This is a genomic window from Photobacterium piscicola (assembly GCF_900166965.1).
Taxonomy (GTDB): domain Bacteria; phylum Pseudomonadota; class Gammaproteobacteria; order Enterobacterales; family Vibrionaceae; genus Photobacterium; species Photobacterium piscicola.
This window is the reverse complement of sequence record NZ_FUZI01000001.1, coordinates 31982-47776: the sequence shown is the minus strand read 5'-3', so window position 1 is coordinate 47776 and position 15795 is coordinate 31982. Positions and strand designations below refer to the sequence as shown.

Sequence of the window (15795 nt, the reverse complement as noted above, 5' to 3'; positions counted from 1 at the left end):
ATCCTGTATATCTATTACTTTGTCCCTTGGTATTAGGCTGGAGACCTATAGAGACGGGAACCAGTAAGCATAAGACAATAACCACATGTTATCGCTATGGTGATTTAGCCATAACACACGGTTAGCGTTTTATTCCAACTGATTTAACGACGCATCTGTTTCTGGGTCAATTCAACCGCACGTAATTGTGCCATTGCTTTTGCCAGATCCATTTCCGCCATTGCGAAGTTAACATCATCAGCATGCTTGTTGATGTTTTCTTCGGCGGCGCGACGAGCTTCATCAGCGCGGGCTTGATCGATGTCCTTCCCATGCATTGCCGTATCGGCAAGTACAGTTACTACGTTGGGCTGAACTTCAACTATACCGCCAGAAATATAAAGGATTTCTTCGGGATCCTTCAGATTTGTGACAAAGCTTGCTACACCAGGTTTTAGTCGGCTCAATAAAGGAGAGTGACCAGGGCGAATACCCAACTCACCATCGGAGCCTGAAACTGCCAGCGCGTGAGCTGGACCAGAGAACAACGGTCCTTCAGCACTTACGATATTAAGCTGGAACGTGTTCTCGGTAACGCCAATAGCCATAATGCCTCCTCAAGCCTTATAAGGTTTTCGCTTTTTCAAGTACATTTTCAATGCCACCACAGTACAAGAATGCTTGTTCTGGAATGTCATCATACTCGCCGCTTAATAAGCCTTTAAAGCCTGCGATAGTCTCTTTAAGAGAAACGAAAATACCTTTTTGACCGGTAAATACTTCCGCTACGTGGTAAGGCTGCGTTAAGAAACGTTCAATCTTACGTGCACGCGATACGGTTTGCTTATCTTCTTCAGATAGCTCATCCATACCAAGGATAGCGATAATATCTTTTAATTCTTTATAACGCTGAAGTACTGTCTGCACACCACGAGCAACATCATAGTGCTCCTGACCAACAACCAATGGATCAAGCTGACGTGAAGTTGAATCCAATGGGTCAATCGCAGGGTATAGGCCCAATGCAGCGATATTACGAGACAGTACAACGGTTGCATCTAAGTGAGCAAAGGTTGTTGCTGGTGATGGGTCAGTCAAGTCATCGGCTGGTACATATACCGCTTGAATAGAGGTGATAGAACCTGTTTTAGTTGAGGTAATACGCTCTTGTAGTACACCCATTTCTTCAGCCAATGTTGGTTGGTAACCTACCGCTGATGGCATACGGCCTAACAATGCAGATACTTCCGTTCCCGCAAGTGTGTAACGGTAGATGTTATCGATAAATAAAAGAACATCACGGCCTTCATCACGGAAACTTTCTGCGATAGTTAAACCAGTTAGCGCTACACGTAGACGGTTACCTGGGGGCTCATTCATCTGACCGTAAACCATGGCAACTTTATCAAGCACTCCGGCTTCTTTCATCTCGAAGTAGAAGTCATTACCTTCACGAGTACGTTCGCCGACACCGGTAAATACTGATAGACCTGAGTGTGCTTTGGCGATGTTGTTGATAAGCTCCATCATGTTAACGGTCTTACCTACACCCGCACCACCAAACAAACCCACTTTACCGCCTTTCGCAAACGGACAAATAAGGTCAATTACCTTAACGCCAGTTTCTAGTAATTCAGAGCTGTTTGATTGATCTTCATATGAAGGTGCAGCACGGTGAATAGCATATTTTTTCTTTTCACCGATTTCACCACACTCATCGATTGGGGTACCCAATACGTTCATGATACGGCCGAGGGTCTCTTCACCTACCGGTACAGAAATTGGCGCATTAGTATTAACCACTTCTAAACCACGACGAAGACCGTCTGATGAACCCATTGCAATACAACGAACAACACCGCTACCAATTTGCTGCTGCACTTCTAATACTAATGCTGCATGCTCACTATCACTTAAGGTAAGCGCATCATATACTCGAGGCACGCTATCTTGATCAAATTCAACGTCAACGACAGCGCCGATGACTTTGACAATCTTACCAATACTCATTTGATGTCCTTAAAATTCTGTTTAAACGGCTTGTGCCCCAGCTACGATTTCACTTAGCTCTTGGGTAATTGCTGCTTGACGGGCTTTGTTATATACAAGCTGAAGATCATTAATCAGCTCACCCGCATTATCTGTTGCAGCTTTCATTGCAACCATTCGTGCTGCTTGCTCACAAGCGATACTCTCAACGGTGCCTTGGTAGACTTGTGATTCGATATAACGAAGCATCAATTCATTGAGGATCGGTTTAGGATCAGGTTCATAGATATAATCCCAGCGACTTGCTTTATTCGCATCTTCAGATGCAGTCTCTTCAAGTTCCGGGTTAGGTAACAGCTGGGTTACCTTTGGCATTTGCACCATGGTGTTTACAAATTGGTTGTAAACCAGGAACAAGCGGTCAATTTTGCCTTCGTCGAAAAACTCCAACATGGCATTAACCGGGCCTAAAATATCTTCTAATTTTGGCTCATCACCAATACCTGATGTTTGTGCAATTACGTTGCCGAAGCGATGAAAAAACGAAATTGCTTTTGAACCGATCAAGGTGGTATCTACATCAACCCCTTGATCTCGCCATTGGCGCATATCGGCCATGGCTTTCTTGAACAAATTAATGTTCAAACCACCACATAATCCTCGGTCTGAGGAAATAATGATGTAAGCGACTCGTTTTACTTCACGCTCTTCAAGATAGGGATGCTTATATTCCAACGAACCGGAAGTTAAGTGTCCGATCACCTTACGCATATTCTCTGCGTAAGGGCGGGTAGCTTCCATGTTATGTTGAACTTTACGCATCTTACTTGCGGCAACCATTTGCATTGCACTAGTGATCTTTTGCGTATTTTGTACGCTAGCGATTTTAGTGCGGATCTCTTTTGCATTTGCCATGGTTAGCTCCTATCTACATTCATACTGCGTCGTTTGGACGGAAAGTATTCTCGTTACTTAGTACGACTGCGTATCAACGAATGTTTTTAGAAGCTGATGCAGACTTGCTTCGATATCATCGTTGTAATTACCTGATTCATTAATTGATGCAAGCAACTCAGCATGTTGGCTCTTAGCAAACGCCATTAATGCCTCTTCAAACACACCAATTTGAGATAACTCAACGTTGTTTAAATACCCTTTCTCAGCAGAGAAAATAGCAAGTGCTTGCTCCGCAACTGACATCGGTGCATATTGCTTTTGCTTCATCAATTCCGTTACTTTTTCACCATGATCAAGCTGCTTACGTGTTGCATCATCAAGATCAGATGAGAACTGAGCAAATGCTGCCAATTCACGGTACTGTGCGAGTGCGGTACGAATACCGCCTGACAGCTTCTTGATGATTTTAGTCTGAGCTGCACCACCTACACGCGATACTGAAATACCAGGATCTACCGCTGGACGTAAACCGGCATTAAACAAGTTAGTCTGCAAGAAGATCTGACCATCAGTAATCGAAATTACGTTAGTGGGTACGAATGCTGATACGTCACCTGCTTGAGTTTCGATAATTGGCAGCGCAGTTAATGAACCAGTTTTACCTGTTACTTCACCATTAGTGAAACGCTCAACATAGTTAGCATTTACACGTGATGCACGCTCTAGTAGACGTGAGTGAAGGTAGAAAACATCACCAGGGAAGGCTTCACGGCCTGGTGGACGCTTAAGCAATAGTGAAATTTGGCGGTAAGCTACTGCTTGTTTTGACAAATCATCATAGACAATTAGTGCATCTTCACCGCGGTCGCGGAAATATTCACCCATCGTACAACCAGCATACGGTGCTAGGTACTGTAGTGCTGCAGCTTCTGAAGCAGAAGCAACCACGATGATAGTATTTTGTAGGGCGCCATTTTCTTCTAATTTACGCACTACGTTCGCAATAGTTGACGCTTTTTGACCAATCGCAACATAAACAGAATAAATACCAGAATCTTTCTGGTTGATAATGGCATCAATCGCCATCGCTGTTTTACCTGTTTGACGGTCACCGATAATAAGTTCACGTTGACCACGGCCGATTGGTACCATTGCATCAACTGCTTTGTAGCCTGTTTGAATAGGCTGATCAACCGATTTACGGTCAATAACACCTGGAGCAATGATTTCTACCGGTGCGAAACCGTCATTATCAATAGCGCCTTTACCATCAATAGGTTGGCCAAGGGTATTAACTACACGCCCTAATAAACCTTTACCTACAGGAACTTCAAGAATACGACCTGTACCTGTTACTTTCATGCCTTCTGCAAGGTCAGCATAAGGGCCCATCACTACCGCACCTACAGAGTGACGCTCTAAGTTAAGTGCTAACGCATAACGGTTGCCAGGAAGTTCAATCATCTCACCTTGCATAACATCAGCAAGACCATTGATATTAATAATACCGTCGCTTACAGAGACGATAGTCCCTTCGTTACGTGCTTGACTTGTCACGTTGAAGGTTGCGATTCGTTGTCTAATTAAATCGCTAATTTCGTTCGAGTTTAGTTGCATATCTATTACCTATTACGCCTGAAGGCTCGTTGCGAGTCGGTTGATAGAGCTTTTAAGCGTACCGTCAATCACCAGTTCTCCAGCGTTGATCAGTATGCCGCCTATTAGCGTTTCATCGATGTGGCAATCAAGCTCAACACTACGATTTAATTTTTTCTGCAGCGCCTGTACTAAATTGGCTTGTTGTTGAATGCTTAATGGCTCAGTTGTGGTGACATGCGCAGTAACCATGCGTTCATAATCATCTTTAAGCTCACGAAACAATTCAACAACCTGAACGATCACATTTAGACGTCCATTCTCAGCCATTACTTTGATCAGATTCTGGCCATGTTCATCCAGTAGACCTTCACAAACGCCCAAGAACATGTCAGTAAACGCTGCTGAATCGTTAGCACCAAACTGTTCACTGTCTTCAATCTGTTGAGCAATGATTGGTTGACTAGCAACCGTTGCTGCGATGGTCAACATTTGCTCCCATTGTTCCAATGCCTGATTAGCAACTGCATAATCAAATGCAGCTTTGGCATAGGGCTGAGCAATGGTTAGTGGATCTGACATAATGTGCTCTCCGCTTACATATCCGTGATAAGTTTATTAACGAGATCGCGGTTAGCATCAGTATCCAAATTGCGATTAATCAGTTTCTCTGCTGTTTCAATGACCATATCGGACATTTCAGCACGTAGTTCCTGACGAATGCGATTACGTTCGCTTTCTAACTCTGCTTGACCTTGCGCTACAAGACGGGCTTTCTCTTTCTCGCCTTCTGCATGGGCATCTTCGATAATTTGTGCTCGACGCTTATTACCTTGCTCAACTAACTCACTCGCACTTTTCTTCGCATCTTCAAGAACTTTGGCACCATTCGCTTTTGCGATATCAAGTTCTTTCGCTGCGTTTTCAGTATGAATAAGCCCATCTGCAATATCACGCTGGCGTTGTTCTATTAGCGCAGTAAGCGGCGGCCAGACATATTTCATACATAACCAAACAAAAATCACAAAGGAGATTGCTTGACCAAGCATGGTTGCATTTAAATTCATACCATCCTCACTATTTAAATAACGTTATGATAAATAACGGTAGTTTTAGCTATTAAGCCACAGCAAAGATGATGTAAAGACCAATACCAACACCAATCATAGGAACCGCATCGACAAGACCCATCATGATAAAGAACTGCGTACGTAACATCGGCATAAGATCAGGTTGACGTGCAACACCTTCAAGATATTTACCTGCTAAGTTACCAATACCAGCCGCCGCACCTGCAGCGCCCAAACCAATCAGTAGTGCACCAGCAACATAAAGAACTGCACTTACAATATCCATGAATGACTCCAAAATTATTAAATAGTTAAAACGTAAATCGAACTTAGTTTATTAATGTTCTTCTGTTGCCATCGCAAGGTACACAACGGTTAGTACCATGAAGATAAAGGCTTGAAGGAACACAATAAGAATGTGGAATAATGCCCATGGAACGCTAAGTGCCCACTGCATCCACCACGGCATCAATGCTATTAGGATGAAAATCATTTCACCTGCGTACATGTTGCCGAACAACCGAAGACCGAGAGAAATTGGTTTTGATATTAATGTCACTAACTCCAAAACTAAATTCACAGGGTAAAGCCATGGACTTTCAAAAGGTTGTGTAGTGAGTTCTTTAATAAAGCCACTAAGTCCTTTTGCTTTTAGTGTATAAATTATGATTAACATAAATACACCAAGCGCCATCGACATCGGCACATTGACGTCCGCTGAAGGTAATTCACGGAAATGCTCAAAACCAAGTAGACGAGCAAGTGCTGGAATAAAATCAACCGGTAGTAAGTCAATGGTATTCATTAAGAAAACCCAAACAAAAATAGTTAAAGCCAATGGCCCTATTAACTTATCTTTAGTTTGAAAAATTTCCTTAACAAGGTCATTTACAAATTCATAAGTGATCTCAATGAAACATTGCAACTTACCCGGAACACCACTGGTTCCTCGTGAAGCAACATATCGAAAGACACCGATAAACAGTAAACCTAACAACCAAACCATGAGCATGGAGTCAATGTTAATGCTCCAAAAACCCTTACCCACAGTGAAGAATGTTAGATGGTGCTCAATATAATCGTGAGCGGTAGTTACTGATTCCACCTTACGTCATCCTAAATTGAGGTTTGTTAAGTATCGGAGTTAAAAAGCACCCTAAAAATGTAACGCTATACGCCAATAGCATAATTTTGTTATCGACGGGTATAAAACGAACCACAGCGAGTATCATTAACGCGGTATAAACCCATTTAACTAATGAGTTAAGCTTGGCTAAATATCTGATACTAATGTCTCTATTCATCTTCAATTTATATGCCGCACTACCAAGTCCGAGCAATGAAGGAATAACCGCAATCGCCACACCTATAATTGCAGATTTCACACCAAACGTATTTTTTGTAATACAAATTAATATTATAAATAAAAATCCAAGTATTAACTGTCCGAGTAATATGCTTTTTGCTGCAGAAATAATATCGTTACAACCTGAGTCTGCTTTCATATTTAAATCCTCTACACCGACTGTATCGTAATTATTATGACTCCTTAGTTTTGCAATGTTTATTACAGAAAATATAAAATAATTAATTATTTTCTGTTTATATCAGGCTACACATTGAGCCTGTATAAAAACTGAATATATATTTCAAATATTTTCATATCACAATAAAACATTAATTTTGCACTTACTTAAATATATAAAACCCAGTTATATATAATAAGCATTTTCACTAATAGGCTTATTTTTCAATACGTTTAGGCCTACCGAATGTGTTATGAAATCTACGTGAACAATTTTGCGATAGCCATTAAAATAAATGCAAACAATGATTACCATTTTTGGTAGTTGATGTTGCAACCTAACATTTACATTATAATGTGCAAAATCCGCATAATTAACCATTAATAATCTTTAACTTATTTTTACAGATAGGAATATTAGTTAACTAACATAGCTGATTGAAAATTACGTTGTTTTCTCTGCCATTACATAATTACTTATTTAAATTAGAAAAAGTAACCACTATTTAAAAAATCATTTTAGTAACAAAAAACAATCAAAAAAATACCATTTAGAAACTAAAATATAATGAAAAACAAGAATATTCTTTTTATTGAAAAAGCAAAAAATCGCCACCAGCAACGGTATAGTTATGCTTTTTTTGATTATATAAACGCCAAAACGAAAAGTATTATTACTTGCCCTATCCATGGGAATTTTGAACAAAGGCCGGATGTTCATCTTGCAGGGCATGGCTGTCCTGCTTGTTCTGGTAAGTTAAAAATGGACATTCAAACCTTTATTAGCCGATCTACGGTACTTCATGGTGGCAAATATACCTATGGGGAATTTATATATAGTGGAACTTTACAGAAGGGGATCATTCACTGTCGTATTCATGGTAACTTTACACAAAGTCCTAATGCACATCTTGCAGGAAAAGGATGTCCTAAATGTGTTTCGTCGTATCATTACTCACAAGCTGTCTACATTGAAAAAGCCAATACTATTCACCTTCATCGTTATCAATATTCAAATATAAACTATACCAGCGCACTTCAAAAAATAGACATAACTTGTCTTATTCATGGTATTTTCACTCAACGTGCAGATGCACATTTACGCGGAAGTGGCTGTCCAAAATGTGCAAAAAACAGCCATAAAAAAACCACAAAACAATTTATCGTTGATGCAAAAAAAATTCATGGTAATCGGTATAACTATTCATTGTTTGAATATCAAAACATGCGAACGAAAGGCATTATTATTTGCAGTATTCATGGCCAATTTTGTCAATTACCAACCAACCATTTGGCAGGCAGCGGCTGCCAAAAATGTGCTCTACAAAGAAGAAAAAAAATCAATGGCATAAATAAACAACCGCCAATTAAATTATTACAATCTTATTAAATCACTTAAGTTGACGCTTTATTTTGCCACCAATGGCGGAGTACAAAATATTGCTCCTACTGTATAATAAGCACCATATTAAAAGACGAACCCATACTCTTTTAAATATAAGCTGGCGTTATTTGGGTATTTACAATTAATAATGCGATTGAATAAGACTGGTTATTAATAAAAATATTTTGATTCACTTAAAGACAGTATTAGCACACTTGCTCTATATTGAAGTTACCATCCTTTCGTTTCGCCAGCACCAAAGACTCTTAAAACGACGCTGGGTGATCAGGCCATTGTCAGTTACACTAACAGCGAATAACTCAATATTTTAAATTAGTCACTCAGACGGCATATACCATGACACAAAAAAATAACCCACTACACGGCATTACCTTAGAAAAAGTATTGATAGAGCTTGTCGAGCATTATGGATGGAATGAACTAGGAGCTCGAATTAACATTCGTTGCTTTAATGATGATCCAAGTATCAAATCAAGCCTCAAATTCTTACGTAAAACTGAGTGGGCACGTACTAAAGTTGAAAACCTGTATCTTGATATGGTTCGCTAATAAACACAGATAAAAAGCCGCTACATTGACCTTTAAAAACTGACATGTAGCGGCTTGTAACACTATTTAATATTATCAGCACATATAGCAGCAACAACCGCTAATCTACGCTGTGATTGCGCAACAAAAGGATTATGAGTATCCCAAGCATAGCCCGCTAAAATGGCACAAATCATTTGCTTAATTTTAGGGTCAGGGGTGGGATGAAAAATAACGGTTTGTAACTCACCTGAATACCACCCTTCAACGTAAGTTCTAAACGTATCAACGCCTAACATCAAAGGCTCGGCATAATCACGTTGCCAATCGATATTCTCGCCAGCAAAAGCACGTCCCAACACCCCAGCCGCTAATTGCGCTGATTTCATCGCAATGGTCACGCCAGAAGAAAAGACCGGATCTAAAAACTCCCCAGCATTGCCTAATAAGGCATAATTTGACGTAGCCAATTGCGTCACATTAGCAGAATAACCACCAATAGTAGAAGCCACTTGAGGATATTCAGCATGTGCTAACACATTCGCAAGCCCTGGCTCTTCAATGACTAACTGCTTTAATACCATAAGTGGATCACCACCGTATTTTGCTAACCAATGCGGTGGAGCAACGACCCCTAATGAACAAGTGCCATTACTAAAGGGGATCAACCAATACCAAACATCAGCCGAGTGAGGGTGCACTGAAATTAAAATCTTGTTGCGGTCATATTCAACCAAGCAGAGGTCAGCATCAATATGATCGGTTATATGACAAAATATCGCCTGCCTTGAGGGTAAATGTGAAGGCTTTTCCAATCCCAACAATCGCGGTAGTACACGCCCAAAACCACTGGCATCTAATACAAAATCAGCATCTATTGTGTATTTTTGTTGCTGCTCATCCATGATAGTAAGCACTGACTTATTAGCTAAACATTCAATGGCGTCCACAGTATGTTGATAGCGAATTTCAACACCTTGAACAACAGCTTCATCAGCTAAAACCTTATCAAAATCCCCACGCTGGACTTGATAGGTTGTCCCAATACCAGACGTGAATTTATCGTTAAAATTAAATGCGGTATAGCGATCTTGATAACGAAATGCAGCCCCATCTTTATATTGAAATCCTGCGGCAGTAACAGCATCCAACATTTTTGCTTGTTCAATCACTTCCATACAGGCAGGTAATAAACTTTCACCAATTGAAAACCGAGGAAAAGTACTTTTTTCTACAACAATGACATCAATATTTTGCTGATGTAATAACGCTGCAGCAACTGAACCTGAAGGGCCAGCACCAATAATAACCACTTGCGTACGCTGTTTCTGCTTCACAATTGCTACCCTTACCTTTCGCTAAATTTGTCCTGCTTGTAGCGTGAGCAACGTATGACCTAAGCCAATATCATCTTCACGTTCAACAACGATAAAGCCGGCTTCTGTCACTAACTCTAGAAAATCTTCACTACGATAAAATCGACTATTACCATTCGCTAAACAAGTAAAATATAACGAAGTGGCATTTAAGCAATAAGATGCAGCCTCATAGCGTTGCGCATCCCAGAATAATTCAAGAATATAAACTTTGGCATCATGACTCATTGCTTGTCTTACTCGACGTAAAATACTTAAAATTTCCATCGGGGAGAAACAATCTAAAAATTGACTCATCCACCACACATCAGCACCTTGTGGTAATGCTTGAGTGCGATCAAGCATATCAACAGGATATCCCTTAATACGATCGGAAAATCCAGCCTGTTTAGCATTTTCAAGAGCGACAGCAATCTGCTGAGGCAAATCAATGATCGTCATTTCTACATCTTTATTGTACTGGCAACACTGCAATGCCCATTTGCCAGTATTACCACCAATATCAAAGATTCGCTTTGGTGGGTGAGTAAATACTTTGTCGAGTAACAACGGAAATGAACGATCAGAATAAAAATGATCAAATGCAAACCAACTTTGTTTGGCTTGTTCAGGCAATTGCGATAATCCTTGATAGATAGTTGACCAATCCCCTAATTCTTTAAGCCCTGCTGGTTTTCCTTGTTGAATAGAATCTGTTAGGTGCATCATTGCGGCATAACAAACATCAGCGGTAAAATCCATATTGGCATTGGTCATGCCATCATGTAATAGAAAATAGCCAAGGTTAGCTAAGCAGTATTTATTCTGTTGCCAAATCACAATATGAGCACTAAGCGCCATATCTAATAATACTTTTACACCATATTCAGAGACTTGTGTTGCTGCTGCAATTTGTAGGGCATTTAGCCCATCTTTGCCTGCATTATCCAATACCTGTAGTATATTTAAATCGCGTAACGTACGTGCGGTATGAAAAACAATCGGCGAAAAAGCCAATTTTTGAGCTTCCGTTTTTGCAGCTAATGCATTATATAGATCTTTAGTAAAGTGACTCACGCGACACCTGTAATTAAGGAGAAGGAAATTCAACGGTTATTCTAACTAGCCGCTTTTGATAGACACTGTTTTAAAACAAACAATATTAATAATTACACATATATCAGTAACCTAAGAAAAACGACTAATATAAATATCAATAAATTCTAAAATATTAAATATGTGATCATAAAATACACAGTTATCTGCTTGATTTAATGATAAACTTTATCAATAGTTATCTTTATTTATACTCATCATTCTGATTGTTTTGTTGTTTATGTGGAGCTTATGAATACAATTCACTTCAATATTGACCACTGGATTGCACTTACTCCTGGTTTAGTCTTACAAGAAGACGAACAAGCATGGGCTAACCACCCTCAATTATTACATGCTCAACCACCAGCAGCAGATAAAATCCCGCCAATGATACGTCGACGTATGAGCCCTATAAGTAAATTAGCGCTTCAAGCAGCAATGACGATCACTGAGAAAACGGCGGTTGATTATATTGTTTTTTCCAGCCGTCATGGGGAATTACACCGCACCGTTAATTTAATTAAAGACATTATCAACGGTGATGATGCATCACCGATTGCTTTCTCACAGTCGGTACATAATACCGCGGCAGGCTTATATACTATTGCGACCAAACAACCTCTTGCCGTTACATCACTTACCGGTGGTGAAAATACTCTTCATATGGCATTGATTGAAGTTGCATGTTACCTCAATGAGCATCCAGATCATCGTGTTCTGGTGGTTGATTATGATCAACCTCTACCAAATGAATACCAACAATTTGAACAATATCAATACCCACTTTTTGCATTAGCAATGGTGATATCTTACGGCAACAATAGCCAACTATGCTGGCAACCAATGTCACCCGCTATCTGTGAACATCATCATGGTGTCGATTGTTATCCGCAGACACTCACTGTTATCAAACATCTTGCTAATAAAGATAGCCAATGGTTTATTAATGCGCAAAAACAACAGTGGCAATGGCAGCATCAATAATGAAAACACTCTCAATACCACAACGACTCAATAAGAGCTGGCGTATTATTGCAACTGCTGGATGTTTCAGCTTATTCGGATTAGGTGCTCTGGTACTGACTTTTATCGTCTTTCCGGTCATTACTTTACTAACACCGCAACAACAACGAGAGATCAAAGTACAAACGACAATTCAACGTACCTTTAATTTTTTCTGTCGTACGATGCGTTTTTTAGGTGTTATTGATTATCGCTTTGAAAATTTAGCAGCACTTCAAGCAGATAAACAATGTTTAATTGTTGCTAACCACCCCAGCCTGATTGACTATGTTTTATTAGCATCACAATTACCCCAGTGTGATTGCTTAGTGAAGGCAACAATCTGGCATAACCCTTTTATTAAAGGTATTGTTAAAGCTGCGGGGTATATTCCCAATAAAGATCCAGAATTATTGTTAGAGACATGTAATCAGCGCTTACAGCAAGGGAATGTGTTATTGGTCTTTCCTGAAGGCACACGCACTACGCCCTTAACAACGCCAAAGTTACAGCGTGGAGCAGCACAAATAGCCGTTCGCAGTCAGGTTAATATTCGGGTTGTGCACATTACTGTTACACCCAGTTTTTTAACTAAGCAGCAAAAATGGTATCAAGTACCGAATCATAAGCCATTATTTTTAATTGAAATAAAAGACGAAATTAATACAGCGTCATTTTTAAACCAAAACCGATCGTCAACAGCAGCAGCTCGGCAATTAAATCAATATTTAACCCATGCTATTTTTCCAACTCATGTGTGACAACTATTTATGCTGTCGTTAACCATTAATAACAAGCAGGTAATATGGAACAACTATATACAGAATTAAAAACATTGATTATCGATGTATTAAATTTAGAAGATATTAGCGTTGATGACATCGACACCAATGCACCACTTTTTAATGATGGACTTGGCCTCGATTCTATCGATGCTTTAGAGCTTGGGCTGGCAATTAAGAAAACATACAATATTGTTATTGATGCAGATGACACCAATACGCGCCAACATTTCGCGTCAGTGGCTAACCTTGCTCATTACATCTCACAGAACAAAGCGTAATCATTATGACTCAAATTAATAACGACCAGATTTTTGACCAAGTTCAAACACTTTTAGTTGAGCTGTTTGAACTCGATGCTAACGATATCCATTTAGACTCACACCTTTATCAAGACCTTGATCTCGATAGCATTGATGCAGTTGATCTGGTTGTACGTTTACAAAACTTCACGGGCAAAAAAATCCAGCCTGATGAATTTAAAAATGTTCGTACGGTTAATGATGTCGTTATAGCGGTTGCTGATTTACTCAAGGCTGAATAATGGTGATGCGTCTGCTAACTATACTGTCAGCCTTAGCCCTAATAGCTTATCCCATGGCTGTTTATTACGGTATTAACCGTTGGGGAATAACCACGGTTGGCGCTTTACTGGCGGTATTTTTTATTGTTCGCATTATTGCAGCCAAGCAGACGCAACTCAAAGAGCTAAAATATATTGGCTGGTTAAGTGGTGGCGTTGGTATTACGTTGATCCTGTTAGGGACATTGTTTCGCCAGCAAGGACTATTGCTCTATTACCCTGTTATCGTCAATATATTGATGCTAGGACTGTTCAGCAGTAGCTTGTGGCAACAGCAAAGCTTAATTGAGCGATTAGCACGCCTGCAAGAACCTAACCTACCACCAAGTGGCGTACGCTATACTCGCAATGTCACTAAAATCTGGTGTGTGTTTTTTATTATCAATGGAGCAATTGCATTCATAACCTGTTTTATGCCATTACATATCTGGACATTTTATAATGGCTTTATTAGCTATATTTTTGCTGGCAGTTTGTTTGGAATCGAATGGCTATGTCGGCAATGGTTTAGACAAAAACACCAACAGTAAGTAAGCACAAACTTTCATTAATAGCACACGAGAACGGCTATGCATACAGCAATAACACCCTCGACGTTAACATCATTATCGACCTTAATGCAGCGCCCTACTCATCATCTCACTCACGTGGCATTTAATGGCACAAAACAATATTCATGGCCTCAATTTCGAGCCCATGTTTTTAGTTTAAGCCAACAATTAGCCATAATTGAACAGCCGCGTTTTGCACTTTGTTGCCACGACAGCTATTTGTTTGCAGTTGCATTTATGGCGGTAATTTATGCTAAAAAACAACTTATTTTACCCAGTAATCATCAGCCCGCAGCACTGGCTGAATTAAATACTCATTTTGATATCTTGCTACATGATGAGGAACTACACATTCCTTCATCAGTGACTACCATCAATATTGGCTCCTTGCTCAATACTCAAGAACAAATATCATTATCTCACATGGTCTTTCCACCATTAGCCCTTGCTGATACCGAACTGACATTGTTTACTTCCGGTTCAAGTGGCATACCCAAAGCTATTGTCAAAACGTTAGATTTACTGGATAACGAAATTGCACAACTTGAGGCTATTTGGGGTGCGCAATTACAACAGAGCCACATTTGTAGCACCGTCTCTCATCAACATATTTATGGTCTACTATTTCGAGTGTTATGGCCGTTATGCCGTGGTCGTAGTTTTGATTGTTTTAATCTCGACTATCCAGAGCAAGTGGTGGCACAAGCTGCACCCAATAAAGTCTTAATCAGTAGCCCTGCATTATTAAAGCGCTTACATACTGATGTAACCTCAGCTCCCTATAACGCTATTTTTTCTTCGGGGGGACCATTAGCATTAGCAGCGGCTCAACATTGCCAACAATTACTTGGCAAACTTCCTTTTGAAGTATTCGGCAGTACCGAAACAGGAGGCATTGGTTATCGCCAACAACAACAATCAACAACACCATGGCAACGATTTACGGTAGTTAATATAGCTCTAAATGCAGAACAGTGTTTAAAAATATGCTCTCCTTTTGTTGATCCTCTGCACTGGTATCAAACCTGTGATCACTGCGTACTCATTGACAATGATCACTTTGAACTTAAAGGCCGAACAGACCGCATAATCAAAATAGAAGAAAAACGCATATCATTAACTGAAATTGAACAACGTTTATGCCAATTGCCATGGATTGATGAAGCCGCCGTATTCCCGCTAGAGCAACAACAACGATTACATATCGCCGCGGTGATCACACTTACAACTTCGGGTATGGAACAGCTTAATCAGATTGGGAAAGGGAAATTTTGGTTACTATTACGACAGCAATTACGCCAATGGATAGAACCGATAGCGATTCCCCGCCGTTTTCGTCCCATTGCAGAGATTCCATTAAATAGCCAAGGTAAACGTCTTATTCGCGACCTTGAACACCTATTTAATGACCATAACTAATAAGTAATAATGACTA

19 protein-coding genes are annotated in these 15795 nt (G+C 39.9%); 8 read left to right on the top strand and 11 right to left on the bottom strand.

Annotated features, from left to right (window positions below):
- Window positions 1-143: 143 nt before the first annotated feature.
- The 9 genes from CZ809_RS00235 to CZ809_RS00195 are packed head-to-tail and all read right to left on the bottom strand — an operon-like array spanning window position 144 to window position 7036.
- Window positions 144-587 carry a F0F1 ATP synthase subunit epsilon gene (locus CZ809_RS00235; protein ID WP_080155454.1) on the bottom strand — a complete coding sequence of 148 codons (444 nt, stop codon included), beginning with the start codon at window positions 585-587 and terminating at the stop codon, window positions 144-146.
- A 16-nt stretch (window positions 588-603) separates the two neighbouring features.
- On the bottom strand, window positions 604-1989 hold the full coding sequence (gene atpD / locus CZ809_RS00230) for a F0F1 ATP synthase subunit beta (protein WP_080155453.1): 1386 nt from the start codon (window positions 1987-1989) through the stop codon (window positions 604-606).
- Window positions 1990-2010: 21 nt separating this feature from the next.
- Entirely contained in the window at window positions 2011-2883 is an 873-nt protein-coding gene (atpG, locus tag CZ809_RS00225; RefSeq protein ID WP_080155452.1) for a F0F1 ATP synthase subunit gamma, read from the bottom strand.
- Between the two features lie 57 nt (window positions 2884-2940).
- Window positions 2941-4482, bottom strand: coding sequence for a F0F1 ATP synthase subunit alpha (gene atpA / locus CZ809_RS00220; protein ID WP_080155451.1), 1542 nt, complete (start codon window positions 4480-4482; stop codon window positions 2941-2943).
- Window positions 4483-4494: 12 nt separating this feature from the next.
- The gene (locus CZ809_RS00215; protein ID WP_080155450.1) at window positions 4495-5043 is read right to left on the bottom strand and encodes a F0F1 ATP synthase subunit delta; all 549 of its coding nucleotides are present in this window, start codon (window positions 5041-5043) and stop codon (window positions 4495-4497) included.
- 14 nt (window positions 5044-5057) lie between these two features.
- Window positions 5058-5528, bottom strand: coding sequence for a F0F1 ATP synthase subunit B (atpF, locus tag CZ809_RS00210; protein ID WP_080155449.1), 471 nt, complete (start codon window positions 5526-5528; stop codon window positions 5058-5060).
- Between the two features lie 52 nt (window positions 5529-5580).
- On the bottom strand, window positions 5581-5817 hold the full coding sequence (gene atpE / locus CZ809_RS00205) for a F0F1 ATP synthase subunit C (protein ID WP_036791577.1): 237 nt from the start codon (window positions 5815-5817) through the stop codon (window positions 5581-5583).
- 51 nt (window positions 5818-5868) lie between these two features.
- On the bottom strand, window positions 5869-6636 hold the full coding sequence (gene atpB / locus CZ809_RS00200; RefSeq protein ID WP_080155448.1) for a F0F1 ATP synthase subunit A: 768 nt from the start codon (window positions 6634-6636) through the stop codon (window positions 5869-5871).
- A 1-nt stretch (window position 6637) separates the two neighbouring features.
- Entirely contained in the window at window positions 6638-7036 is a 399-nt protein-coding gene (locus tag CZ809_RS00195; RefSeq protein WP_080155447.1) for a hypothetical protein, read from the bottom strand.
- Window positions 7037-7624: 588 nt separating this feature from the next.
- On the opposite strand from CZ809_RS00195, the gene CZ809_RS00185 reads away from it, so the two are divergent.
- Together CZ809_RS00185 and CZ809_RS00180 are read left to right on the top strand one after the other, a co-directional pair.
- Window positions 7625-8446 carry a DUF723 domain-containing protein gene (locus CZ809_RS00185; RefSeq protein ID WP_080155445.1) on the top strand — a complete coding sequence of 274 codons (822 nt, stop codon included), beginning with the start codon at window positions 7625-7627 and terminating at the stop codon, window positions 8444-8446.
- Window positions 8447-8797: 351 nt separating this feature from the next.
- A complete protein-coding gene (locus CZ809_RS00180; protein WP_065167185.1) occupies window positions 8798-9010 on the top strand; it encodes a VF530 family protein in 213 nt (70 codons plus the stop codon).
- Window positions 9011-9072: 62 nt separating this feature from the next.
- Here the strand turns inward: CZ809_RS00180 and CZ809_RS00175 are convergent, their stop codons facing one another.
- Together CZ809_RS00175 and CZ809_RS00170 are read right to left on the bottom strand one after the other, a co-directional pair.
- Complete coding sequence (locus tag CZ809_RS00175) at window positions 9073-10326, bottom strand: NAD(P)/FAD-dependent oxidoreductase (protein ID WP_144396124.1); 1254 nt, start codon at window positions 10324-10326, stop codon at window positions 9073-9075.
- Window positions 10327-10347: 21 nt separating this feature from the next.
- On the bottom strand, window positions 10348-11421 hold the full coding sequence (locus CZ809_RS00170; RefSeq protein ID WP_080155443.1) for a methyltransferase: 1074 nt from the start codon (window positions 11419-11421) through the stop codon (window positions 10348-10350).
- A 270-nt stretch (window positions 11422-11691) separates the two neighbouring features.
- Here CZ809_RS00170 and CZ809_RS00165 point away from each other — a divergent pair, with 270 nt between their 5' ends.
- Genes CZ809_RS00165 through CZ809_RS00140 form a run of 6 tightly spaced genes read left to right on the top strand, consistent with a single transcriptional unit; the run spans window position 11692 to window position 15779 of the window.
- Entirely contained in the window at window positions 11692-12426 is a 735-nt protein-coding gene (locus CZ809_RS00165; protein ID WP_080155442.1) for a beta-ketoacyl synthase chain length factor, read from the top strand.
- Complete coding sequence (locus CZ809_RS00160) at window positions 12426-13205, top strand: lysophospholipid acyltransferase family protein (RefSeq protein WP_162841585.1); 780 nt, start codon at window positions 12426-12428, stop codon at window positions 13203-13205. Before CZ809_RS00165 ends, CZ809_RS00160 begins: the two co-directional genes overlap by 1 nt.
- Window positions 13206-13249: 44 nt before the next feature.
- Window positions 13250-13507 carry a phosphopantetheine-binding protein gene (locus CZ809_RS00155; RefSeq protein ID WP_080155440.1) on the top strand — a complete coding sequence of 86 codons (258 nt, stop codon included), beginning with the start codon at window positions 13250-13252 and terminating at the stop codon, window positions 13505-13507.
- 5 nt (window positions 13508-13512) lie between these two features.
- Window positions 13513-13770 (top strand): acyl carrier protein, encoded by a 258-nt coding sequence (locus CZ809_RS00150; protein ID WP_080155439.1) that lies wholly within the window; start codon window positions 13513-13515, stop codon window positions 13768-13770.
- 5 nt (window positions 13771-13775) lie between these two features.
- On the top strand, window positions 13776-14339 hold the full coding sequence (locus tag CZ809_RS00145) for a COG4648 family protein (protein WP_080156504.1): 564 nt from the start codon (window positions 13776-13778) through the stop codon (window positions 14337-14339).
- A 39-nt stretch (window positions 14340-14378) separates the two neighbouring features.
- On the top strand, window positions 14379-15779 hold the full coding sequence (locus tag CZ809_RS00140) for an AMP-binding protein (RefSeq protein WP_080155438.1): 1401 nt from the start codon (window positions 14379-14381) through the stop codon (window positions 15777-15779).
- Window positions 15780-15795: the final 16 nt, after the last annotated feature.